The organism is Flavobacterium sp. HSC-61S13 (assembly GCF_024171535.1).
GTDB lineage: Bacteria > Bacteroidota > Bacteroidia > Flavobacteriales > Flavobacteriaceae > Flavobacterium.
This window is the reverse complement of sequence record NZ_JALJZV010000013.1, coordinates 72526-98590: the sequence shown is the minus strand read 5'-3', so window position 1 is coordinate 98590 and position 26065 is coordinate 72526. Positions and strand designations below refer to the sequence as shown.

General features: G+C 38.1%; 20 protein-coding genes. 5 read left to right on the top strand and 15 right to left on the bottom strand.

The genetic code is table 11. From position 1 onward, the window contains the following. Positions 1-100: 100 nt before the first annotated feature. A complete protein-coding gene (locus tag L1275_RS12600) occupies positions 101-643 on the bottom strand; it encodes an Lrp/AsnC family transcriptional regulator (RefSeq protein ID WP_253473810.1) in 543 nt (180 codons plus the stop codon). Positions 644-717: 74 nt separating this feature from the next. Between L1275_RS12600 and L1275_RS12595 the strand changes: the two genes are divergently transcribed. Further along, positions 718-2091 carry an MFS transporter gene (locus L1275_RS12595; RefSeq protein WP_253473807.1) on the top strand — a complete coding sequence of 458 codons (1374 nt, stop codon included), beginning with the start codon at positions 718-720 and terminating at the stop codon, positions 2089-2091. A 73-nt stretch (positions 2092-2164) separates the two neighbouring features. On the opposite strand, the gene L1275_RS12590 is transcribed toward L1275_RS12595, so the two are convergent. From L1275_RS12590 to L1275_RS12570, 5 genes are all read right to left on the bottom strand, one after another. Next, entirely contained in the window at positions 2165-4282 is a 2118-nt protein-coding gene (locus L1275_RS12590) for a prolyl oligopeptidase family protein (protein ID WP_253473804.1), read from the bottom strand. Between the two features lie 119 nt (positions 4283-4401). Further along, positions 4402-5238: a DUF4625 domain-containing protein gene (locus L1275_RS12585; RefSeq protein ID WP_253473801.1), complete on the bottom strand. Its 837-nt coding sequence runs from the start codon at positions 5236-5238 to the stop codon at positions 4402-4404. Positions 5239-5296: 58 nt separating this feature from the next. Further along, a complete protein-coding gene (locus L1275_RS12580) occupies positions 5297-5620 on the bottom strand; it encodes a hypothetical protein (protein WP_253473798.1) in 324 nt (107 codons plus the stop codon). Positions 5621-5630: 10 nt separating this feature from the next. Continuing rightward, positions 5631-7994 (bottom strand): TonB-dependent receptor domain-containing protein, encoded by a 2364-nt coding sequence (locus tag L1275_RS12575; RefSeq protein ID WP_253473796.1) that lies wholly within the window; start codon positions 7992-7994, stop codon positions 5631-5633. A 70-nt stretch (positions 7995-8064) separates the two neighbouring features. Next, a complete protein-coding gene (locus tag L1275_RS12570) occupies positions 8065-8433 on the bottom strand; it encodes a hypothetical protein (RefSeq protein WP_253473793.1) in 369 nt (122 codons plus the stop codon). A 230-nt stretch (positions 8434-8663) separates the two neighbouring features. Here L1275_RS12570 and L1275_RS12565 point away from each other — a divergent pair, with 230 nt between their 5' ends. After that, entirely contained in the window at positions 8664-9851 is a 1188-nt protein-coding gene (locus L1275_RS12565) for an aromatic amino acid transport family protein (RefSeq protein WP_253473790.1), read from the top strand. A 119-nt stretch (positions 9852-9970) separates the two neighbouring features. Here L1275_RS12565 and L1275_RS12560 read toward each other — a convergent pair whose 3' ends face one another. From L1275_RS12560 to L1275_RS12540, 5 genes are all read right to left on the bottom strand, one after another. Next, complete coding sequence (locus tag L1275_RS12560) at positions 9971-10960, bottom strand: aspartate-semialdehyde dehydrogenase (protein WP_253473786.1); 990 nt, start codon at positions 10958-10960, stop codon at positions 9971-9973. 158 nt (positions 10961-11118) lie between these two features. Continuing rightward, a complete protein-coding gene (gene recJ, locus L1275_RS12555) occupies positions 11119-12825 on the bottom strand; it encodes a single-stranded-DNA-specific exonuclease RecJ (RefSeq protein ID WP_253473783.1) in 1707 nt (568 codons plus the stop codon). A 9-nt stretch (positions 12826-12834) separates the two neighbouring features. Continuing rightward, positions 12835-13254: an OsmC family protein gene (locus L1275_RS12550; protein ID WP_253473780.1), complete on the bottom strand. Its 420-nt coding sequence runs from the start codon at positions 13252-13254 to the stop codon at positions 12835-12837. A gap of 92 nt (positions 13255-13346) precedes the next feature. Continuing rightward, positions 13347-14018, bottom strand: a complete 672-nt coding sequence (gene rsmI, locus L1275_RS12545; protein ID WP_253473777.1) for a 16S rRNA (cytidine(1402)-2'-O)-methyltransferase — start codon at positions 14016-14018, stop codon at positions 13347-13349. Between the two features lie 9 nt (positions 14019-14027). Further along, positions 14028-15110: a hypothetical protein gene (locus tag L1275_RS12540; RefSeq protein WP_253473774.1), complete on the bottom strand. Its 1083-nt coding sequence runs from the start codon at positions 15108-15110 to the stop codon at positions 14028-14030. A gap of 102 nt (positions 15111-15212) precedes the next feature. Here L1275_RS12540 and L1275_RS12535 point away from each other — a divergent pair, with 102 nt between their 5' ends. Further along, complete coding sequence (locus tag L1275_RS12535; protein WP_253473770.1) at positions 15213-15839, top strand: thymidine kinase; 627 nt, start codon at positions 15213-15215, stop codon at positions 15837-15839. A gap of 192 nt (positions 15840-16031) precedes the next feature. On the opposite strand, the gene L1275_RS12530 is transcribed toward L1275_RS12535, so the two are convergent. The 4 genes from L1275_RS12530 to L1275_RS12515 form a co-directional block, all read right to left on the bottom strand. After that, the gene (locus L1275_RS12530) at positions 16032-17291 is read right to left on the bottom strand and encodes a gliding motility-associated C-terminal domain-containing protein (RefSeq protein WP_253473767.1); all 1260 of its coding nucleotides are present in this window, start codon (positions 17289-17291) and stop codon (positions 16032-16034) included. 63 nt (positions 17292-17354) lie between these two features. Beyond that, entirely contained in the window at positions 17355-17966 is a 612-nt protein-coding gene (locus L1275_RS12525) for a hypothetical protein (RefSeq protein WP_253473764.1), read from the bottom strand. Between the two features lie 154 nt (positions 17967-18120). Then, positions 18121-19740, bottom strand: a complete 1620-nt coding sequence (locus L1275_RS12520) for a hypothetical protein (protein ID WP_253473762.1) — start codon at positions 19738-19740, stop codon at positions 18121-18123. Positions 19741-19765: 25 nt separating this feature from the next. Continuing rightward, positions 19766-24232 carry a hypothetical protein gene (locus L1275_RS12515; RefSeq protein ID WP_253473759.1) on the bottom strand — a complete coding sequence of 1489 codons (4467 nt, stop codon included), beginning with the start codon at positions 24230-24232 and terminating at the stop codon, positions 19766-19768. A 515-nt stretch (positions 24233-24747) separates the two neighbouring features. Between L1275_RS12515 and L1275_RS12510 the strand changes: the two genes are divergently transcribed. Beyond that, positions 24748-25518 carry an enoyl-CoA hydratase/isomerase family protein gene (locus L1275_RS12510; protein ID WP_253473756.1) on the top strand — a complete coding sequence of 257 codons (771 nt, stop codon included), beginning with the start codon at positions 24748-24750 and terminating at the stop codon, positions 25516-25518. A gap of 88 nt (positions 25519-25606) precedes the next feature. Continuing rightward, positions 25607-26056 (top strand): 6-carboxytetrahydropterin synthase, encoded by a 450-nt coding sequence (locus L1275_RS12505; protein ID WP_253473753.1) that lies wholly within the window; start codon positions 25607-25609, stop codon positions 26054-26056. The last annotated feature ends 9 nt before the right edge of the window (positions 26057-26065 follow it).

Below are 26065 nucleotides of genomic sequence, written 5' to 3'. Positions count from 1 at the left end.
TATCAGCGTATCAGCGTATCAGCGTATCAGCGTATCAGCGTATCAGCGTATCAGCGTATCAGCGTATCAGCGTATCAGCGTATCAGCGTATAGGCCTCCCCTAAAGTACTTCGTGAGTTTCTTTAATGATATCCATGACAAAAATACTTTTGGTTTGTGCTATCCCTTCGATCTCGGTCAACTGATTGACAAAAAAATTATGATAACTATCCATGCTTTCCGCTAATATTTTTAGCATAAAATCAAAGTCTCCGGAAATATTATAGCACTCGACAACTTCCTTAAATTGAAGTACCGTATTGATGAATTCAGAACCGGCCTTTTTATTATGCCTACTCAACGTAATCATACACAAAACCATAATCCCCTTATTAACCTTTTTCTTATCTAAAACAGCCACGTATTGCTTAATAACACCGCTTTTCTCCATCCGTTTGATTCTCTCATGAGTGGGCGTCGGACTAAGGTTAATCTGAGATGCGATTTGACGTACCGTCCATTTAGCATTGTTCTCGAGAATTTTTAAAATCTCTCTGTCTTTATCGTCTATTTGATAGGTAACATTTTTGGCTTGTTCTGTTTTGCTAGGCATTGTATGACTCATTAAAGCATTTTGTTCTATCAAAGGTACATATAAAAACATTCTGTTCTAAATTTTAAATATTTTAATGACATTGATGCTAATCTATTTACTTTTGCGCGGACAAATTTAAAAAAATGGATTTAAAGAAAAATATTATTTTGATTATAGCCTCGATGGGGGTTTTTGTGGAAGCGCTTGATATCGCGATCATAAATCTAACCATTCCCGCTATTCAAAATCAATTTCAAGTCAGTAACGACACTCTACAATGGCTACAAACCTTATACGTGCTACTATATGGTGGTTTCCTAATTATAGGTGGAAAACTCTCGGATGTGGTCGGACGCAAAAAGATATTTACTGTAGGTGCCGCTCTTTTCCTGATAAGCTCCTTAGGCGCCGGATTATCGACATCTTTTACTGCACTTGCCTTCTTTAGAGCACTACAAGGTCTTGGCGCTGCTTTAATCATGCCTTCAGCCATATCCATAGTAACCCACACTTTTACCGAACCACAGGAACGCAGTAAAGCTATTGGTATTTTTAGTTCGTTTGCAGCCATAGGCTCCGGAAGCGGACTTGCTGTCGGTGGTTTAATTAGCACCTATTGGGGATGGCATTGGGTTTTTTTAATCAATGTTCCCATACTCGTTGTGGTTTTAATCGCTTCATACTTTTTACTTGACAAAGATCCCGTGAGTATCCGCAGCGAGAAAACAGACTATTTGTCCAGCATACTTTTAGTGTTTAGCTTGTTGCTATTTACCTATGGTATTCATCAATTTGCAGATTTCGACACCAATTATCTGACCATAATGGGATCGCTAGCTACTTCCATTATACTGTTTTTCGTGATTTATAAAAGATTAAAGACCATTCCAAATCCTTTAATCAATCTCAGCGTTTTTAGCTCGAAAACCATAATCACCGCTAATGCTGTGTTCTTTACCTTAGGATGTTTTTTTATTGGCTACCTCTTTTTAATCGCCTTGATATTACAACGAGACATGAATTATACCGCTGCTGAATCAGGATTACTATTGGTTCCCTTTAGCATTTTATCTGCAGTAGTTGCCAAGTTTATACTGCCAGCTATTATGAAAAGAGTTCATATTTTACAACTGGGCGTCATCGGTATGTCATTAATGTCTCTGGGAGGTCTGCTCTTAATTTTGACCTTGGTATTTGACTATCCACTATTTTTAATCTTACTATCTGCAGCCTGTGTGTCGGGTATAGGAATGACGATTTGTTTTACCAGCCTATCCTTATTATGCATTGAAGGTATTCCCGCAGAGCATTATGGACTAGCCTCGAGTTTGTCGAGCACCTCCTATTTTATGGGAGCAGGTATCGGCTTATCGGTACTCACCCTGTTTATGCCTAAAGAAAATATGACAGATGCCGTAAGTACTATTACCGTAATCATTCTGTGCAGTTATGCTGTACTGGGATTGCTCTTATTGCTATGGCGCAACGGGCAGATTCGCAAATTTGCTGATTCGTAATTTCGTTGAAATAGTTCACAAAAAAAGCCCAATTGGATGAATCCAATTGGGCTTTTTTACTGGTGAATAAAATTTATTTCAACTTTCTTACTCCCATATTATAAAGCGTAAAAGCCTGTAAATCCACATTTTCTTGAATGTTCTGAGCTACAGATTTTCCAGCTCCATGTCCAGCATTGGTTTCGATACGAATCAACATTGGATTAGTACCTTTATTTTTAGCTTGCAATTCTGCAGCAAATTTAAAACTATGTGCTGGAACAACTCTATCATCATGATCTCCAGTAGTAATCATCGTAGCAGGATAAGCTACTTCTTTTACATTGTGCAACGGAGAATATGCTTTTAAATATTCAAACATTTCTTTACTGTCTTCAGCAGTTCCGTAATCATACGCCCATCCTGCTCCTGCAGTAAAGGTATGGTAACGCAACATATCCAAAACGCCTACAGCCGGTAAAGCTACTTTCATCAAGTCTGGTCTTTGAGTCATGGTTGCTCCCACTAATAATCCACCATTAGATCCTCCTTTGATAGCCAGAAAATCAGATGAAGTGTATTTATTCTCGATTAAGTATTCCGCAGCAGCAATAAAATCATCAAAGACGTTTTGCTTTTTCATTTGCGTTCCCGCAACGTGCCACTCTTTTCCATATTCGCCGCCACCTCTCAAGTTTGGAACAGCATAAACTCCACCATTTTCCAACCAAATAGCATTAGCTATATTAAAACTAGGCGTTAAACTCACATTAAAACCGCCATAAGCATAAAGCATGGTCGGGTTTTTACCGTCTAATTTAAGTCCCTTTTTATGAGTGATAATCATAGGAACCTTAGTTCCGTCTTTCGAAGTATAAAATACTTGTTTAGACTCAAATTTATCTGCATCAAAGGCCACCTTAGGTTTCTCATAAACCTTAGATACACCGTCTTTCGGCTCTAAGGAATAAATAGTACCTGCTGTAATATAGTTCGTAAAAGAGTAATATAAGGTTTGGTCGTCTTTTTTACCAGAAAAGCCACTAGCCGTTCCAATTCCAGGTAATTTGATCTCACGTATTAATTTTCCATCATAATCATATTGATTAACCATAGAAACCGCATCTTTCATATAATGAGCGAAAAAATAGCCTCCTCCCGTTGATGGAGATAATACATTTTTTGTTTCTGGAATAAAATCCACCCAGTTTTCTGGCTTTGGATTCGTTGCATCAACCGTAACGATTCGTTGATTAGGCGCTTTCCAATCGGTAACAATAAACAATTTAGTACCTCTACTTTCAATAACGCTACTGCTCGTTTCAAAATTATCAACGATTTTAACAATTGGACTATTCGCCTTCGTCAAATCTTTGATATACAATTCATTTCCATAAGTAGAATTAGCTGCAGTGATTACCAAATAGTGGTTATCTTCCGTAACGCTTCCTCCAACATAACGTCTCTTTTGGTCTTTACCAAAAACCAACTGATCGTCTTTTTGAGCGGTACCTAATTTGTGGAAGTATAATTTGTGTTGATCTGTTTTAGCGGATAATTCACTTCCTTCAGGTTTGTCATAACTCGAATAGTAAAACCCATCATTACCCAACCAAGAAACACCACTAAACTTAACATCTACTAAAGTATCTCCTAGGATCGTTTTGGTTTTAGTATCCATAACAATCACTTTTCTCCAGTCACTTCCTCCCTCAGAAATTGCATAAGCTGCTTTGCTTCCATCTTCTGAAAAATCAAGACCTCCCAAAGAGGTAGTACCGTCTTTAGAAAATTTATTTGGATCTAAAAAGACCTCTTCTTTACCATCAGCACCTTTTCTATAGATAACTGATTGATTTTGCAATCCATCATTTTTTGAATAGTAGGTGTAATCGCCTTCTTTAAATGGTGCACCAATTTTTTCGTAGTTCCAGATTTTCTCCATCTGTTTTTTTAAATCTTCACGAAAAGGGATTTTATCTAAATAATCAAATGTAACCTCATTCTCAGCTTTAACCCAAGCCGCTGTTTCGGCAGAGCGGTCGTCTTCCAACCAACGATAAGGATCTGCTACGGATTCTGAAAAATAAGTATCTACGACATCTCCTTTATGCGTTTCAGGATATTTTAATACCATAGCCTCTTCTTTGGTTTCTTGTTTACAAGACAAAACGATGCTTGCCACAAGAAGGGTTGTAAGTGTTTTCTTCATTGTTTAATCTGATTTTTCAGTTTGTATTCTAACAAATATAGAACTTTTAAAAAGATTCTAAAAAAATAATAGGCCTTAGAGTTCCCTAAGACCTATTAGGACTGTTTTATGCGCTTAAATTAATGATCGTGACCGTGACCTGGATCAACAGGGGTACCTGGTTTTGCAATAGTAACATTGCGATTCACAACGGTTTGGTTACCTGCTTTATTGATCACAATTACTTTAAAAAGATAGTCTCCGGGTGTTGCATTTTCTGGAATGATAATTTCGTGATGATGTACATCCGCCTCTTTCAATCCAGCTAAACTCCACAATTTACTAAATACGATAGTATGGTCAGCAGAACGTGCGCTTATTTCTACTTTATAAGATTCTAACATCTCTTCATCGGAAACTTCCATATCAAAATGCACATCCTTAGCAGCCACTAATACAGCTCCTTCTGTCGGAGCCACTAAGTCAACTGTTGGATGTCCTTTTTCTTCTACAGGTGGAGTTGGCGCAACTATTGTAATATTACGTGCCTCCTTGGTTTCATTTCCAGCAGCATCTAATAAATACACTACAAAATGATATTTCCCAGGAGTCGCGTTGGCTGGAATGATGATTTCATGGTGATGTATGTCTGCATTTTTCTGTCCGTCTAAAGCCCATACTCTATTGAATACGAAATCGACAGTAGGTTCGGCTTCTTTAAAACTCACTGATGAAGGGTGGTTGTGATTGTCGAAATTATTGTGAATATCGATTTTATAAGACCCCAACATCACGTTGTCGGAGACTTCCATATCAAAATGAACATCTTTACCCGCCACTAAAACAGCTCCTTCTGCCGGTGCTTTTAAATTTAGATTCGGCCTTACGGTGTCTACATTGTTGTCATCACTGGAACAAGATGCCAGTGAGAAAAAAGCTCCTAGAGCGATTATTGAAAATATTTTAATTGTTTTCATTTTACTATTATTTTATATTGTTGTTTTACGCTTATAATTTTAATGTACTGTCGTGCAATTAAAATGAATTCGGCGGTCCACGCAAATAGTAACCGATAAAGTATACTTGAAGGAACTCGTGTATTACTGTTGAATAGTGCCTTTGATAAAACTCCTCAAAATTTTGAATCTCAAAATTTTGAACCGCTAAAATCAGTGATGGCATCTTAAAAAGAGTCTGATCACAATAGTGCACAAGACTTTTACTCGAAACAACAGGCTTAGCATTAAACTCCTTCAAAAAATCGTGTTTAATTACCCAAAAATGCAATGCATTATTGAACTGCGGAACTAAAAATATCCACAATAATAACCAACCAATATGTCTCTTAACTTGATCCATATTTATAATTTTAAAAAGGTATTTGAATCATCAACTGAATCGACCTTCCCAGCTCAGGCAACTCTAAGGGACGGTAATAACTGGTGTGATTTAACACTTTCGCATCAGCCAAATTCGTTGCACTTAGTTGCATCGTCATCTTAAACTTACCCCAGTTGATATCGGACGATATCCCTGCACCAAATAACTGATAACTTGGGGTTATATCTTCGTTTTGTGCTATTCTATTTTGCTCAGAAGCCCATTTTACATTGGCATAAATCAAAGGATTCTTAAAAACACCCGACTCCTTAAAATTATATTCCAATTGCCCAAAAACATTCATCGGTGGCGAAAACGGCAAGGGGTAGTTTGTACTCGATTGGTCCGTAATTTGTCGATTATATAGATATTCAAAAATCACCTCAGCCTTAAATCTTTTTAGAAAATTTTTCTCTAGCTTCCACTCAATCCCCGTCAGCAATGCCTTAGATTGTGTATACTGATAGATTTGGCCACCATCAGGCAAAATAGAAAAGGTTCCCGAAGGTTTTAAAAAGATATAGTTATTGAAATAATACAGATAGGGACTCAATTCCGTTTTAAAACCTTCGATTTCAAAATTCAATCTCAGGTCTGCAGCGAAACCGCGTTCAGGATCCAAATCTGGATTTCCCAATTCATGTCGAAAAGCTCCGTGATGTACCCCGTTGGCGCTCAGTTCTATCGCTGTTGGAAATCGAAAAATAGTCCCCACAGTTGTCGCGAGATTAAGCTCGTCTGTCACTTGCCATTTTCCACCCACCATTCCGTTAAAACTGCGATAATCTTTATCCACTTGCTTACTTCTCTGAGCATAACCATCAGCGGTTGTTGGCTTTTCGTTATTCTGCACTAAGAAATTATATAATAAGTCATCATAAAATGGACGTATTTGCATTTTCGCATAATCGAATCGAGCCCCAGCTTGCAAGGTCACATCATCTGTTAGATCGTGTTCATGTATCGCAAAAAACCCTATAGACGAACGATTAAACTTCGGCAACAAAAATCCATAACCATTAATGGTGTTATTCTGGTAGTTCTGTTGAAAACCAAAGGTGGTTTTGTGGTTCCCCTTTGAAATATGCTCATACTTCGCATTGATATCAAAGGTGTTTAAGTTGAATTGCAATTCCAGATCGGGATCTGTGGCTGGAGCTTGCTGATTGTTATAATGCGTGTGAAAAGCACTCCATTCTTGCCGTTGATTATTCTGGTACGCCAGAACAATTTTTAATTTATCGTCGTTATTTAAAGTCCACACAGACGAATTGGTCACTTTAAAATGATTGACATTTTGTCGTGGAAATTCGATATTTCTACTATCACCATCATCTTGAACGGCTGCTATAGAAGGTAGGCCGTGAGAACCGGGAAAGAATCCACTTTTATTATAGACATTACTCAGACTTAGAATGTTTTGAAATTGATCTCCTACATATCCAATTTGTGCATATAAATCGAGCTCATTTCCTGCCGTGTTTTTTACACGTCTATTGTAGATTGGGATTTCTGTATTCAGATAGACAATGTGATCAGTAGGCACCCGATAATCGCCATACTCTTGAGCTGTTACTTTCAATTTATAGAAAAAATGATCGCCTCTACTTTGTATATTGACCGAAGCTCCAACGGTTTCATTGACCGATTTACCCAATAGAGTTGCTTGTCCGGAGAACGAATGAATTTGCGGGATTTTTTCATTGTTGATTTGAATCACGCCACCCATAGCATCACTACCGTATTCAATAGTTCCAACTCCCTTAATGACTTCAACTTCTTCGGTATTTAGTGCATCAATCTCCAGTCCGTGATCGGCTCCCCATTGCTGTCCCTCTTGTTTGGCACCGTTTTCAGCTACCGCTACTCGGTTAAATCCAAGTCCTCTAATAATCGGCTTTGAAGCGCCTGCACCAATTTCCATCGCATTAACTCCAGGTAAATTTTCCAAAGTTTTAGCAAATGATCCCGAAAAATTTTTAGCCAAGTCTTGCTGTAAAACCTTCTCAGTATTGTAAATCGTTTTCTTTTGTGTACTGTTGACAACGACTTGATCTAAGAATGTAGAGCTCGCTTTTAAATGTATGTGCAAATTGACATTGCTGTTGACATCTATTATGGTGTCTAGGGTTTCATAACCCATAAATATAATCTGCATCGGATATTTTCCAGCTGGCATACTTGCCGACTTAAATTTTCCCTGAGTATCGGATATATAATAATCTTGAGCAATCGAAATGGTACTTCCGCTTAATATTTGCGTATGATCGTTCATTATTCGTCCGGAAACGACATACTGAGCCTGACTGATATTGGCAAAGATTAAGAAAAAAGCGAGGATAGAAATTCGCATCTTACTTTATTTTTAAATAATTACAACAACCTCTAAAGACCAATAAAGCCTAAAGAGTTAATTTATCTATTTAAAGTAAAACTGGTGGTGCGCGAAGGGAAAAGTAAAACGTTGACTGCTGATATAGCGAAGTCACAATTGCCATTTTTAACGAAGCAATAGGCGTATTTTCCAAAACTTGGAAATCCATGCTTTCAGCTTGTAAAAAAGGACTTAAGAAAAAATCACAGGCAAAACACTTCTCACTGTCGTGTTCTGCTGCAGAAATATGTTTAAAGTGATGATCTTTTTGAGCCGCTAATTTTTCTACTTTTTCTAGAGAAATCGGCGTGATATCTGCTGAAAAATGCGATAAACTATGGGCAAACTGGAACACCACTGTAAACAGTAGTGCCGTTATAAGCAATAGTTTTGATATGGCATTTTTACTTTTCATCATCGCAAATATAGATAACAATCTGACGTTTAAAAAAAAACTAGCAGAATTTTTTATTTTAATTTGCTTTTTCCAAAATAACTACCGTCTTTTTAGCATAAATTTAGCGAAGACCGTCCGTGGTACTTATCAGCAATACATAAGTTTTCAATACTTTTGTACCTAATAATTCAAAACGCTATGGATTACAGTTGTTGAACGAAACTACGTACTCCATAAAGTGATTACTTGATATGAAAAACAAAGTCCTAGGTAGTATTTTATTGGTTGCCGGTTCTTCGATTGGCGGGGGTATGTTAGCTATGCCCATTACCTCCGCAGGAGTTGGTTTTATAGGGATCAGTATTTTACTAGTCGTTATTTGGTTTACCATGTGTTATACCGCCCTATTGATGGTTACAGTATATCGCTTTAACTCGCCTTCCGATGGATTTGATACCCTAACAAAAAAATATCTTGGTGTTTTTGGGAATAATTTGGCCGGAATCAGTCTGTTATTTTTAATCTATGCGCTGACAGCAGCATATATCTCTGGTGGTGGAAGTATTTTAACCAGTCAACTGCAACGTTGGTTTGTTCCAGAAATTGACCCGCGCTGGGGCGCCTTACTATTTACGATACTGTTTGGCGGCATCGTATCGATCAGTACGCGCTGGGTGGATTTATTCTCCCGGGCACTCTTCGTTATTAAAATCCTGTTTCTGATCCTCTTATTGGCTATTTTATTTCCCTTTGTCAGCGAAGCAAATTTGCTGCAATTACCGCTTGAACAGGGATTAATTTTCACAGCCATTCCCGTGGTATTTACGTCTTTTGGCTTTCACGGTAGTATCCCAAGTATAGTAAAATACTTAAATGGTGATGAGAAAAAATTAAAACAAGCCTTTATTTGGGGAAGCTTTCTTCCTCTAATTATCTATTTGTTGTGGCAATTTGTTGTTTTAGGAAGTTTTGACCAACTAACTTTTATGGGATTGTTAAAAAGCAGTTCTGGACTAGAAGGATTGATCATCAGTATTCGGGAGATGGCACAAACGCCTTTGATCAGAGATGCCTTTAATGTCTTTGCAGCGACAGCACTTGGAACCTCTTTTTTAGGTGTAAGTATCGGCTTATTCGACTATTTTATGGATTGGACCCGCAATAAGAAACAACTGCACCATCGGTTTATTGTTAGTTTACTAACCTTTAGCCCTCCATTGATTTTTGTGCTGTTTTATCCGCAAGGATTTATTTTAGCATTGGGTTATGCGGCTATTGCAGGAGTGATTCTAGCCTTGTTGATACCGACTTTTTTATTCATCAAAGCCATGCAGCATCACCAGATAAGAATCCCCATTTGGCAATATTTTATACTGGGTTTTATAGTAGTCTTAGCAATGGTTATTATCGGTTGCCAGTTGTGGGTGGCATTATTTTAGGTGCGGATCTGGCGTTTGAGTCAAGTCGAATTCAGGCAATGCCTCTTCTTGGGAGAAGGGAAATAACATCAAAAAAACAAGGGGAAAACCTTTCGATTTTCCCCTTGTTTTTTTGATAATTAAACCAAATCATTTGCCATTAAATACTCGGCAATTTGAATGGTATTGGTTGCAGCGCCTTTTCGAAGGTTATCGGCAACAATCCACATATTTACCGTATTGGCTTGGCTTTCATCGCGGCGTATACGCCCTACGAAAACTTCGTTTTTCCCTTCTGCATAAATCGGCATCGGGTAAGTGTTGGTATCTGGATTGTCTTGCAGTGCTATACCTGGTGTTTCATGTAGAATCTGACGAACACGCTCTACATCAAATTCTCTTTCAAATTCAATGTTTACGGACTCACTGTGTCCTCCTACAACAGGAATACGAACAGCTGTCGCCGTAACTTGAATATTTGGACTGTTTAATATCTTTTTGGTTTCACGAACCAATTTCATTTCTTCTTTGGTATAACCGTTACTCTCAAAAACATCGCAATGCGGTATCGCATTTCTATGAATTGGGTAAGGATAAGCCATCTCTCCCTTGACATTATTATATTCGTTTTCCAATTGACGCACTGCCTTTACCCCTGTACCGGTGATTGATTGATACGTGGAAACAACGACGCGCTTAATTCCATATTGTGCTTGCAAAGGAGCTAAGGTCATCACCAACTGTATGGTAGAACAATTTGGATTTGCAATAATTTTATCTTCTCGAGTCAATTGAGAAGCATTAATCTCTGGCACAATCAATTTTTTAGTTGGATCCATCCTCCAAGCTGAAGAATTGTCAATAACCGTAATACCGGCTTCAGCAAATTTTGGAGCCCATTCTAAAGATGTATCACCACCAGCAGAAAACAAAGCAATTTCAGGTTTCATCTTCACGGCATCTTCTAAACTCACCACCTTATACTTCTTATCCTTGTATACGATCTCTTTACCTACAGACTTCTCAGAAGCTACAGGTATTAATTCTGTGATTGGAAAATTTCGCTCAGCTAAAACTCTTAGCATGATTTCGCCTACCATTCCGGTGGCCCCTACAACTGCTATTTTCATATATGAATATTGTTATTTTTCAACGTCTTTGAATTTCTCAGTGCCAATCTTGCGATTTATTGACAATAAACACTCTTAGCGGCACTTTTTATTAGATAAAATCGATTAATTCGCAACAAATATAACCAATTGTTGCGAAAAAAAAATTAAAATATCGGTTAGTTCAAACTATTTTCTATTTGGATATCCTTGATTTGAAATTGTGTGCTAATTTTGCCATTCCATTCATTCTCCTCTAGAGAATACACCATATTAAAGCGCTGTTTACCAAGTAATTTTGAATAAAACTTCCCAAAGCCAAAACCAATGCTTGACGTTGAGCAGGATCCGTCTTGTGTAACTTCTAACTTTAAATGTTCTCTTTCATTGCCCAACGTACGCATATATCCTGTATCATAGAGGTTTTTAGTACAAAAAACCGGTGACATATTTTCTGGACCATGAGGTTCAAACTGTTTGAGTATACGAAGTAATTTATCGTCAATCTGAGTCAGATCAATAACGGCATCTATTTCGATTTCAGGAATCAATTGTTCATCGGTAATCGTTTGAGACACCACTTCTTCAAATCGATTTTTAAAATGGAGATAATTGGACTCTTTCAGTGTCAAACCCGCGGCATACATATGCCCTCCGAATTGTTCCAAATAATCAGAACATGCCTCTAGTGCATTGTAAACATCAAAATTTTTAACCGAGCGTGCTGAGGCAGCTAATTTATCACCGCTTTTAGTAAAAACTAAAGTGGGGCGGTAGTAGGTTTCTATCAATCGCGAAGCCACAATACCAATTACTCCTTTATGCCAGCTTTCTTGGTAAACCACTGTTGTCTTTCTGTGAACCTCATTATCTCGTTGGATTTGCTGCAAAGCAGCTGCCGTGATTTCCTTGTCCAATTCCCTGCGCTCCGAATTAAATTCAACAATCTGTTTGGCGGCCCGCATCGCTTCCTCCAAGGTAAACTTAGTCAGCAAAGCCACAGCAAAGTTCCCGTGTTCAATTCGTCCAGCGGCATTTATTTTAGGCGCTACTTTAAATACGATATCGGTAATAGTGAAGTATTTTTGCTTGTACTGCATCAATAAAGCCCGTATTCCCGGTCGTGGATTTTTATTAATCACTTGAAGTCCATAATATGCCAAGATTCTGTTTTCACCAGTAACAGGAACAATATCCGCACCAATTGCTGTTGCCACCAAATCCAAATACGGTATTAAATCGTCAATCGTTTCACCGCGTTTTGCGGCCAAAGCCTGTACCAGTTTAAATCCTACTCCACAACCGCATAATTCTTTATATGGATAATTACAGTCGCGCTGTTTAGGATCTAACACCGCAACAGCATCGGGCACAGTGTCGCCTGGTAAGTGGTGATCACAAATGATAAAATCAATGCCTTTAGATTGAGCATAAGCCACTTTATCTAAGGATTTGATTCCACAATCCAAAGCAACAATTAAGGTAATTCCATTATGATCGGCATAATCTATACCGGCATTGGAAATACCATAACCCTCCGCATAGCGATCTGGAATATAGGTATCTATTTCAGAGTAAATCGTTCTGAGGTAAGAAGCCATCAAGGCGACAGCGGTAGTTCCGTCAACATCGTAGTCGCCAAATACCAAAATCCGCTCTTGCTTATCAAAAGCCCTTTCTAATCTAGCAACTGCCTTGCCCATATCCTTCATCAGATACGGATCGTGTAGTTCGTCTAAACTAGGACGAAAAAAATGTCGTGCATCTTCAAAAGTTTTAATCCCGCGTTGCACCAACAAAGTGGCAATAAGTGGGTCTACTTGTAATACCGTAACAAGATGATCAATTGCTTCAGGAGTTGGTTTGGGTTTTAGCGTCCAACGCATACTATAAAATTAAATTTGATGAAAGTGAATATTGATTTTGATTGCCGCAAATTTCCGAAACATCTCCATGACTCCGCAATACTTCTCTACGGAAAGGTTCACTGCTTTTGTCAATTTCTCCTCATCTAAATCGGCTCCATAAAAGTGATAATCCACCAAAACCGTATGATAAATAGCCGGTTCGGTTTCCGTAAGAAGTCCTTCCGTTATCATTTTAAAATCGGCCACTTCCAATCTCATTTTTTTAATTAACGAAGCAACATCTAATCCCGAACAGCCCGCTAAGGCAGACAACATTAAAGCCTTTGGACGATATCCCTGACCTTCGCCACCAAATTCTGGTCCAGCATCTATGCGTAAATTCCCTCCGGGATTAGTGGATTCAAATTGCATGTTTTCTAGCCAAGTGGTCGTTATTTTATGTGACATCTCTTATGTTTTTATCAAATTTATTAAAAATAAAAGTCAATGCATAACTGTTTAACAGCATACATTGACTTTTAACTTTTCTAAACGGTATTTTATTTTTTTCCTGCAACAATCACAACGATCTCCCCTTTTGGCGGTTTGACCTCAAAGTGCTGTGTAACTTTCTCGACAGTCCCCCTAACGGTTTCCTCATGAAGTTTTGATAATTCTCTGGAAACACTGATCTGACGATCGACTCCAAAATATTCTTTAAACTCTTGTAAAGTCTTCATAAGTTTATGAGGTGACACATACAATATCATCGTTCTGGTTTCCTCTGCTAAAATCAAATAGCGCGTTTGTCTTCCTTTTTTATCGGGTAAAAATCCTTCAAAAACGAACTTATCGTTGGGCAGTCCACTATTGACTAATGCGGGAACAAATGCTGTTGCCCCTGGTAAACAATCGACTTCAATATTGTTTTCAACACAAGCTCTGGTTAACAAAAAACCGGGATCAGAAATCGCTGGTGTTCCCGCATCAGAGATCAAGGCTAAATTTTCCCCGGCTTGCATCCGCTTAACCAGTCCCTCAACCGTTTTGTGTTCGTTGTGCATATGATGGCTTTGCATATGCGTACCAATTTCGAAATGCTTTAACAGTTTACTGCTATTACGTGTATCTTCTGCTAATATAAAATCAACTTCCTTAAGAACTTTAATCGCTCTAAAGGTCATATCGTCTAAATTTCCAATCGGAGTTGGAACTATATATAATTTTCCCATTCTTGTTTTTTAAGCGAAACGCTTCTCTATTAGCTCCATCAAGCGACCTACATATTCTTCCTTTCCGGACCAATAGTTGTAGTCGGGTTTTACTAAATCATCAATAAATGCCACGGCTTGATCAAAAGTATTCAAAGTGTTTATTTGTGACAGTACACGATTAAAATCTTCAGAACTACCATTAAATAGATTTTTTTCAAAAGCAATGCGATCGTTTAAGCTCACTGTAATATGCGAAGAGAAGGCATCGTTGATCGACTTAGCCTTTTCCTTAATTCCATCTGAGCTAACATGACCATGAAACATCTCTGACACAGGCAGCTCGCCTTCAAAATTATGACGTCCCACAATCGGTTCAAAAACCAAATCTTGCTTCTGTTCCTCAACCTTATCGATGTCTTCTACACGAACAAAATCAACATCTTGATAATCTATTCCAAAAAAAGAGTCTTCCAAGCTAGATTCAACCATAACCGAAGCCTCTTGTTCCTCCAAACCTAAACCATCCGTATTGATTAGATGTTGATTTAAAAGCTGTTCTAAATCTGCTTTATTTTCTTCTTCGGGAGTTTCAGTTTCAGAAATCCCCTCTTCTTTTGCTAGCTCGACATCATCAGAAGCTTCAACTTCTGTTTCTAAAAAACGAACTACCTCCGATTTTTCGATTTGTTCTGCAAAAGGCTCGCTCACAACGGCTTCCGTATACGTTAGTGTTTGCGGTTCTTGGACTGACTCTTCTACAGGCTCTTCAATTTTAAGCGCCTGATCTTGTATAAAATGTTCTTCTTGTATTTTGTGATTTTCAACATCAGATTCAATAACCATAGGATATTCTTCTTCCATCAGATCTACCGGCATTTGGCTTCTAGTTGTAACCTCCTCTTGGTAAGCCTCTTCCAACTTATCCTCAATTTCCTCAAGCGCAATATTGGGTTGAATCAGATTAAAATTATCTTCATGAAATTTTAAAATCAACAGTTTCTCATACAGTTCTTTCGATTCCTGATAAAGATTGTGAATATCCTCCTTATTTTTCATTTGCAGTATTCGATGAGCGATGCTTAATAAATCTGCTTCTAATACTTTCTTCATAATTTTTATTTTAGATTAAGAAATACACGAGCTTTTTTAGGTAAATTTGCCTTTTACAAAAGTAACAGAAAAAACTGCTGGTTACAGCTTGAAAATTACAAAATGTTTCTCGAAAATCCCGTTAATCACAAAGAACAATTTGGTTGGATTGAAGTGATCTGCGGATCGATGTTTTCCGGTAAAACGGAGGAGTTGATTCGTCGATTAAAACGCGCTCAATTTGCTAAACAAAAAGTCGAAATATTCAAACCGTCTGTCGACACTCGTTATGACGACGAGCATGTCGTATCTCACGACTTCAATGAAATTCGTTCGACCGCTGTACCCGCTGCTGCTAATATTCGAATATTGGCAGACGGTTGTGATGTTGTTGGTATTGATGAGGCCCAATTCTTTGACGATGAAATCGTGACGGTCTGTAATGATTTGGCCAATGCAGGTATCCGTGTCATTGTTGCTGGTCTGGATATGGATTTTAAAGGAAAACCCTTTGGCCCCATGCCTGCGCTCATGGCCACTGCAGAATATGTCACTAAAGTTCATGCGGTTTGTACGCGAACAGGCAATTTGGCTCACTACAGCTTTCGAAAAGCGGCTAGTAATAATTTGGTATTACTTGGAGAGACCGAAGAATATGAACCTTTGAGTAGAGCTGCCTATTACAATGCCCTACAAGAGCAACGAAAAAATATTTTAACTCCTCCCGAGAAGTCAGAAGAAATAGGATAGACTATCTCCTAAGCTTGAAAGATATTTAATAGCATTTAAAACACTTTAGACGTATCGATAAACACTTCTTCCACAAACCCTACTTACAGTCTTAGAAGGCATCTATTTATCAAGTAATTTAAAATAAAAAACGAGCTCTTATAAAAAAGCTCGTTTTAAACCACCAACATAAAACTATTTTAAAATTTAACTCTATTTATTTTCTAGATGTAGATAGCCCGCTTGTTTCTCCATTCGAGAACCTGCCTGATCCATTAGTTCGTATTTTAATATATAATAATAAGTACCTGTTGGCAACTTTTCATCTTTCTTAAAGGTCGATCGACCGTCTGAAACTCCTCTAAACACATTGCCGCTTGAATCGTAGTTTTTAGTTTCAAAAACCTTTACCCCCCAACGGTTGTATATCTCTACGGTATTATTTGGATGCTTCTGTATATTTTCGATGAAGAAATAATCGTTATCACCGTCACCATTTGGAGAAACCGCATTGTATACGATGATTTTATCCGTGTCTTCAGGAATAATATCTTTCTGTCCCAATGCCAAGGTAAAAATACCATAACCCCCAACTTGAGTGATCGTCGTAACTGTTTTGTCCTCAAAGTTGACAATCCCACCTTCATCTACCCAGATTTTCGCAGCTTCATCCCAGCGTACAATCTTAAGGTTTTTGGATTCTTTATTGGTTATCTCCTTGGAGGTGGTTTGTTCATCCCACGACAAGGTCAATACAATATCGCTTGTCGCACCATTTTTATTAATGGTCCAATATTCTTTATTATCGATAAATTTGATGCTTTCATTTTTATTTTGATGCGGCTGACCAGCATTGGAGTTTTTCAGATAATACTTACCTAGAAAAGAATCCATCATATTGGTTGGTGCTCCTATTTTGACACGGCGATAGAATCCCGCATCTCCTACCGGAAAGGTAAACTCTTTATTTCCTATTTTTTCTACTTCTCCCTCTGCATAACTGTTATTAGAAACATTAATAGTTGTTGCATTTTTTTGAAAAACCATCGCTCCGTCTAAAGAGTCCACTTTCACTACTCCATTCAAAAAATTTGCTGTACCAGAAACACTAAAGTCATTTTTTAGATCAAAGGCTCGTAGTTCTTTTTTATTGTCGAATAATACGTCAAAAAAAGAACTCGGACGTTGTCCAGACAACAATTGCACTTGCTGATTATTGTTTTCAAAAACGGTATACCCCGTGGTACGATTTGTTGTATATTCAAACAAACCATCGTTATGATAATTTTTATAAATATAAAAAACACCATCATTGATTATAATACCAGACTCTTTATTTTCCAGATCAAGCAAAGTGGACATTTCCGTTTTAGGCATAATAACCAGCTGGCCGGTATTGACCGTCTGTGCAGTAACACACGGAAAAAACAGTAGGCCGATTGCCGTTGTTACTAAAAACTTTTCTCTGTTCATAATATAAGAGTTATAGACTATTTAATACTCACTTTATTCTATTTTTTACTCCAAAAACAATCGTTATTTAACAACAAAAACGATGTTGATTAAAGAACAGTCTGTTGTTGCTGCTTTGACATCGTAGGTCATCACTCCATTAGCATTAATACTTATATTAGAGAATACAGCCGTGTCATACTCTGTGATATAATAATACAATTCTGTAGCTGTTGCAAAATAGGGTATTCCCGCAGTTGGTGCACCAGCACTGATCACGTGATGCCCAGGCGTAGCTAACGCAAATTGATTTTTGTACTCTGTAAACAGATCTTTCGTTTGGGCTAAACGATCTTGAGAGGTATCAAAGGTTATTGAAGGCATATAAAAAAACTTCACTGCCTTGTCATCCGTGGTTACCATTTTTGACCATTTGACACCGTCATTATAATAAAACCCTGGTTTAACATCTTCTACCGTTGCCGTATTATATACCGTCATCCCAGCGACATGCGCAGTTAGTGGAGCCGCTAAAGTTGTTTTTTCTAGCGCCAACCTGGGTAACAAAAGTCCTTTCGCCCCCTCTATCTCTAACATAGCATTGGCATTAATTGTTTGCGGATTAGTACCTATTTTCACTTGAGAAAATGCGGTTACAGCAAACAGGGCAAATACGAAGGTGTAAATATTTTTCATATACTTTTATTATTATTTTTAACTGTCAAATGTCGATTACTCTCACAACTTGTTCGCTACTAACAAACCAAATGTAAACAGCAATTTGTTTAATTTATTTTTAAATAAGTCCATGTAAAAAATGCTACACAGACTTATTTAACAATAGAATAGATTATGGCGCAGGAACTACAGTAGGAGTAAACTCTACAATAACTTCATACGATCCTACTGGTAAAATATTATACATATTACCAGTTCCTATATTAAAATTCAGAGCAGTTCCTGCTAATACTAAATCCGTAGTGGATGAAGTTACCAAGTTCCCTCCTTTATACAATTTAACACTTACAATATTATCAGCAGAAACCGGTAAAGTAACTGTAGAAGCTACTGCGGAATTCACAACAATATTCGTAGTTGATTTGAATGCATAGATCGGTTTTCCATTGATCCAAGTGTCACCAGTTTTGAAATGGTTAATTTGATTGTAGTTATCACCTAATATCGTCTTAACAGTCTCTGCGTTATTAGTAATAGCTGTAATCACAGTACCTGAGATATCTATGACTATTTTCTTACCCGCTGCATCCACTGTATAAAGAGATCCTGCAGGAATTGCCGTTCCATCATTATCTCCCGCTGCAATTGCCGTTAGGGTATAAAATACATTTCCTCCTCCTCTTAAAACATTCTTAATCGCCGTCTTAACATTCTCGTTATTGGTGATTGACGTAATCATATCTGCTGTTACGTTGATCACATCCGGAGTACCAACGGTCGACACACCAGTTGCATCAGGCTTATTCGCTTCGTTAGCATAATTGTAGACGATTTCACTATCTACAGTTGTTTTAAGGATTCTGGTTTTCGTTTCGTTCTCCTTTATTAGGTCACCAAGTGTAATCGTTGTATACGCCGTACCGTTCCAATATTGAAAAACCCATTCTACAGCAGGTGAGACACCAATATTTTTGTAAATTACGTTTCCGTCTGCAACACCTGCCAGTTCTTTAATGATATTTTTAATCGTCATCGTACCAACACCATAGGTCGTAGTTTGATTTAAAATATTCTCAAAGTTCTGTACGATATCTGCTCCTGCATCAATGGTTACACCACCTGGAGCATTATCAGGAATATTAACTACCGTATTGGTTGCTGGATTCGCTGCAATCCAATTTTGAATAGCTTGCTCTCCGAAATAGATATGCTGTACGTTACCACCCGCTGCCGTAATGGTTCTAATAAAGGTTTTCGTCTCCGCACCTGCAACTAAAGAAGCAACATCAACCAAATCCGTTTTGTATGAACTCGTAGCCGTATCGTATGTTACAAAAGAAATCTGCTTGGTCGTTGGATTATAAACCATCGTAGTATGAGTTTGCGGTACAGCTGGATTGTTAACCGGACTACTAGGCAAGATAAAACTAACTAGTTTTTTAATTTCTGTAAGATCTCCTCCGAAATTATTTATAGCTGTTTCTAAATCTGTTTGATTGATGATTCTATTCCATTTGGCGTTTTCCCAATAATAAAACCCTGGTACAACGTCGGCTATAGTTTGTGTATTATAAACCAACAAACTCTGAACCCCAGCCGGAGCCCCTTTAATAGGACCAAATTCATCCGTTCTATTTAATTTCACCCTTGGAATTAGTACCCCACTGTTTTCGGATACGATATCTAATTGGGATGAGGCATTTGGAGTAGGCGTACCAATTCCAACCTGTGCATTTGCCATGTAAGCTCCCCCAAATAGGAGGAATGCTACTGATAGTGTAATTCTTTTCATAGTATTTTTGTGTTAAGTGTTATGCTTATTTTTTTATTTTCTGTGTCAAGGTCTTATTAGAAATGATACAGGGTCTCGTCAATCGCGCCAAACAATCTTGGTAAAGATGATACAATCGAAGATTTGGTGTTACATTGACAGAAACCAACGATTTTAAACGAACTGCCACGGCATCTACCTTCGTGCTGGTTGCGAAAGTTAAATCGGCAATTTGCCCATTATTTAGCAGGTTCAATAAATTGATATTTCCTAAAACAGCTGTCGGCAGATCTTTAACCCACACCTGAAGTCCTTTGGAATATCCTACCAGTTCCACATTACCAAGTAAATCCAAAGTCAAGACTCCCGTACCTAGAGCCATCTTTAATTTGAAAATAGAATTGGCTGTGATTTCTTTATTAAAATGTATATTTTGCTGAATGGTTGAAGCCACTGCTACCGTTCCCAAACTCAATTCCGAATAGTCGCTATTGTTATTGTTTGGCAATGCTCTATCTGCATGAGTAACTCCGTAATTACCTACATTTACAGCAGTTAAACTTACGCCTGAACCGTCTACTGAAGTAGTAAAAGGAACCGAACAACCGCTGAAGTCGGTTTCATAACACATCCCATAAATGTGAATATCATTTTGCTGCCCTACCAACAAACTACTCGTTGTATTGGTAATTCGAACGCTCTTATAATCTACCTTTGAAGTAATTGCGATATAGTAACGTCCTTTATTATCTTGTACTATTTTGATTTGATCACTGACCGATGTAAAGTTATTTGCACTGGTTCCACTTAATTTAATGAGTCCATCAGTTCCTCTTAGATCTACTCTAAAATAATGATCTCCCAAAACAACATTACCCAAAATTTTACCCACAACACCACCTACACTTCCAGCCAACAAAGACTCCAATAAGGTAGCATCGGTATCGATTCGAAGATAGGTAGTCGTTCCTGCAACCACATTCGCTCCACCAGGGAAACCGACCTCCACATAGCCTTCATAAGCACCCAGTTGTCCAATTACCCCACCTTTTGAACGAACAACAGCATAACTGTTGTGGTTTCCATCGACTATATTAGACGATAAATCTGTATTCGCTTGACTAAGTACGTTACTCGCACATACTGGCGCAACATAAGGCGGTTGTTCAACTCCCGGATCTTGACAAGTATCTGAAAGACGCTGCACAGCATACAAGCGCAAAGGTGCTCCCGTAGTTATAGATACTAGTGATTCGATTCCAAATTGTACACGGTCGAAAATCACTCCCGGTTTCAAGGTTAATTCTTGTAAACTACCACTATTTAACAAGCCTAATAAATCGATATTGTTAATCAACCCACTTTGTAAAGTTTTGTTGTAAACCAAGGTGTTCCCACGATATAACTTTACCCTGTAAGCTCCTAGTAAATCTAAAGTCACTAAATTAGACTGTTCCATTTGTACCTTGATACGCAGTAAATCCGTTTTTAAAGAAGGGCTTTTAAAATAAATATTTTGATATACACTTGCTGCTACGCCTGCGATTCCCAAGTTTATAGTGGAGTAATTTCCTGAATTGCCATCGATCACAAAGTACGGATCTGAAACACCTGCTTTACTGATTCCTGCCAGACTCAAATTCAATCCGGTACCGTCATAAGAAGTGAAGCTCGCTTGCTCACAAGTATCAGTTACCGTTTCTCTACACATATTGTACACCTTCATCTCAGCGGTTTTATTTAACCCCACCAATGCAGCTAAATGTTGCGTAATACGCACACTTTGATAAGCTTCATTTGCCGTTACAGCGATATAATATCTTCCATCTTTGTCTTGAACAATCTTAACCATTGGAGTTCCAAAGCCCAAAGCACTAGAGGCTGTAAAAATTGACGAACCTCCTGCACGTTTTACTTCTACATCAAAATAATGATTTCCCAAAGCTACTCCTCCAACTACATTCCCTAAAAGATTCCCCAAACTACCTCCTAACAAATTTTGAAGAACCGTAGATTCCATGTCAATTCTGATATATGATGTTGTTTGAGCCGCAACCGCTGCAGTATAACCTAATTCTACAAAACTCGTATATCCACCTGCTCCTAGAGCAACACCGGTGCCCGATGTTAGAATTGCGGCGGTATCGTGATTACCATCTACGGCATTATAAGGGAAATTGGTTCCTCCAAAATCAATGATACTAGTTGCACATGCTGGAGTTGTAAACGGCGACACGGTTGGTGTCGGAGTGGGTAGCGGATTCGGATCCGGACAAGTTAAACTATATCGTTCTATTCCGTATACATATAGTGGAGAGCTCAGTAAGTTGACATCGACCAGAGCCGATTTACCAATAGCTATTCTATCAAATGGTTTTCCGGGACCAAAAGCCAAGGAAACAGCTTGTCCCGTTTTTAGTAATCCCAATAAATCCACCCCAAGCACATCGCTATTTAAGGCCTGAGAAAAGACCTCCACGTCCCCATTAAAAGCTTTAATCTGTATGTTTGACAGCACACTAATATCCGCTAAAGACCCGTTATTTAAGGCTATTTTTACTCTAAAATAATCCTCCTTAGCAGAAAGCCCTAGGAAGTCCACGTATTGAAACAAACTGGCTCCTACACCTGCTAGTCCCAAGTTAATTTCTGACCTAGTAGTTGCATTTAGATCTATGACATGATGGGCATTTTTTACTCCAGCACCACCAACACCTAATAAATCCAAACTTATACCTACAGATTTTGAATAAGTATCCACAGCTTGCTCACAAGGTGGTGGTGCTAATGCGAAACACGCATGATAAACCGTCATATTTTTTGTAGTTCCAAGCCCTATGAGAGAACCGAGTTTTTCCGTAATTCGAATATTAGAAAAAGCGACATCAGATGTAATCGCTGCATAGAAGTTACCACTTTTATCCTGAACTATTTTTACCGATCCATTCCCTTGATCTAAAGCTTGCTTATTGAAAGCGACATTACTCGATCGCGAGAAAACGGTTGCACCATTACTTTTTGCTTCTATGGTAAAATAGTGACTTCCCAACAACACATTATCAACTACATTAGCCACAAGCGCACCGAGAGATCCATCAAGCAATCCCAATAATTTATCCTCATCAAAACCAATACGAACATAAGTAGTTGTTTTTGCAGGCACTGGAGTTGCAAATCCCATCTCCACGTGACCAGAATATGCCCCCACTCCAACAATAACGCCGGAACTCGCTTCTAAAGTGGCAAAAGTATTATTATTACCATCGGCCACGTTAGTCCCCATACTTGCATAAGACGAACTAACAAAAACGGATGCACAATTTTTATTGACTAACATGGGCGGGGTAACTGGCGGCACAAAAGGATTGGGATCTGGATGCGAAGCACCAAAACGCTCTACACTATATACTTTTAAAGGATTGCTCGCCAAGTTTAGAGATACCGTACCATTTACACCGATAGCCACACGATCGAAATCTACTCCAGGACCAATAATAGGCATACTGATGACTCCTCCTGAATTCAATAATCCCAAAAGATCGAGTCCATTAACCAGGCCACCATCTAATTTTTTTCTAAAAACCAAATTAGCGCCATCGTATAATTTTATTTCAAAACTCCCGATCAAATTCACATCCAAAGCACCAGCGCCGCCAATACCGAACTTCACTTTCACATAATCACCCGGTTGCGATTTCCCATTGAAATAAAAAGTTTGGAAAGCACTCCCCGCCACAGCTAAAGTTCCTAAACTGATGGTACTAAACTTAGTATCATCAGTAACTAAAGCATTCTGGGGGTTTTGCACCATATCTGTTAAAGGCAACAAATTAAGTCCTGTACTCGTTCCAAAATCAGAGAATAGAGCCAGTCCCGAACTACTGTTGTCAAACGTAAACGCATGATAGACATTCAGTTTTATACTACCTACTAAAGTTAAGAAATTACTCGGATATACTAAGTTTATACGAACAGAATTATACACTGCTCCAGCAACTGGAATTACGGCAATATAATAATTACCATCAGCATCAATAACAACCTTTGTTTCTACAGCTGTGCTAATCTTTGTACCATTACTTCCCGCAGTTGCACCGGAATACAACTCCGCATTAATACTAGTACCAAACAAGCCCAACAAGCCCCCTAAATCCAAACTTAATCCAGTTTGCACGGGCTTATCAACGCGAACATAAGTCGTAGCACCAGCCGCTCTATTTGATGGAAACTTCAATTGCAGTCCTGCATTTCCTCCAATTTTCACTGCACCTAAACCCAAAGCTACATCGGTGGTCATAACAGCAAATTCCGATAAACTAGCTGATTGCGCCTTGACTTCGTCTTTGACTCCAGAAGCGGTTAGAAAATTCCCACCATCAGTAACCGCAGCTGTCACCGTTGCATATGACTTTGTCTGTGCATAAGAAGTGGCTCCCAATACGAAAACAAATAGAATAAGAAACAGTCCGAGGACTCTTTCTTTAAGAGTGGCTAAAGTGCTAATTGATTTCATATCGTTATTTTAAAAAAGGATCCGGTTCTAACATTAAGACTCAAGATAATTCGATCTATAAAATTTATAAATAATAGCCTATCGTCATTTAATCTCAAAATTAATACATTTTGTCATTAAAAAAAAGAAAAAAAGCGATTATTGAAATTATTTAATCGCAAATAGAGAATTTATACCGACTAAAAATCTAATTTAATTAGCATAATCGCAATTTATGTTGAAAATCAGCTTCCTCAACCTTATTATTGAAAACAAAATTGACTATTCTGTCTTTAATATGGAAAAATTACGTCCACCAAATTTTTTTAATAAAAATAAAGCCTTCATTAACAAGGCTATATAAACAACAACTCAGCTTAAGCTGCAAGGCAGTGTCTTTTTAAAAATCGCAAATAGAGAATATTATTTAACTAGCCGACTTGTCATCGACGCTATATTAAAATCCTGCTTTGCACACAATTCTGTTATGTACGAGCCGTTACCGATTTATTTTAATTATTTTTGAAGAAAAAAATATGAACACCAATTTCACTGAAGGATCCATAGAAGTAACGCGAGAAGCCAACGTCTCTCGAATTCTATTTTCTCACCCCGCAAGCAACTCCTTTCCAAGCAGTTTGCTTCACGCACTAAAAGACACCATAAACACCTTAAACGACGATAACCAAATAACTACTGTTATTCTAGAAAGCAAAGGTACGGGTGCCTTTTGCGCAGGAGCTTCTTTTGACGAATTGCTCGCTATAGATAACGCAGCACAAGGCACTGCTTTCTTTTCGGGTTTTGCCTTAGTAATCAATGCCATCAGAAAGAGCAATAAAATATTCATCGGAAGAATTCATGGCAAAGCCGTTGGAGGAGGTGTTGGACTAGCTGCCGCCTGCGATTATTGTTTTGCCACAAACAACAGTGCGATAAAGCTGTCTGAATTAGCTATTGGAATTGGTCCTTTTGTCATCGAACCAGTTGTTTCTAAAAAGATAGGTAAAAACGCCTTTACGGAAATGTCTTTGGCCGCACACGAATGGAAAACGGCCGATTGGGCCTTACAAAAGGGATTGTTTGCCCAACTTTGTGAAAGCACCGAAGAATTAGATCAAAAAACCGCTGAATTTGCACAACGTATTTCGAAATACAATCCAGAAGCACTTCTTGAAATGAAGAAAATTTTCTGGGAAGGCACCGCACATTGGGATCAGCTTTTAACCGAAAGGGCCGCGATTTCAGGCAAACTCGTTTTATCTGATTTTACTAAAAAAGCACTAAATCAGTTTAAGAAGGAATAGCTATTTCACAGAAAACCAGCGCTATTTTAGCTACTACAATCGACCAAGTAGTCCGATAATTTTTAGTAAATTTGCAAAAAATAATATTATGCCTAAAATTAGAATTACCAAACAATTTACTTTTGAAACGGGTCATGCGTTGTATGGTTACGATGGGAAATGTAAAAATGTACACGGACACAGTTATAAATTAGCTGTTACCGTTATTGGTTATCCCAATTCAAACCCGGACAATGTTAAATACGGTATGGTAATCGACTTTGGCGATTTAAAAAAGATTGTCAAAGAAGAGGTTGTCGATCAATTTGATCATGCAACGGTTTTTAATCAAAACACACCGCATATCGATTTAGCTAAAGAATTAAAAGATCGTGGGCATCATGTTATTCTAGTTGATTATCAGCCAACCAGTGAGAATATGGTTATAGATTTTGCACAGCGAATCAGTTCGCGTTTACCACAGGAAATAGAATTGTATTCACTGCGTTTACAAGAAACCGAATCCTCGTATGCTGAATGGCATGCTTCAGATAATTAAAAAACATAT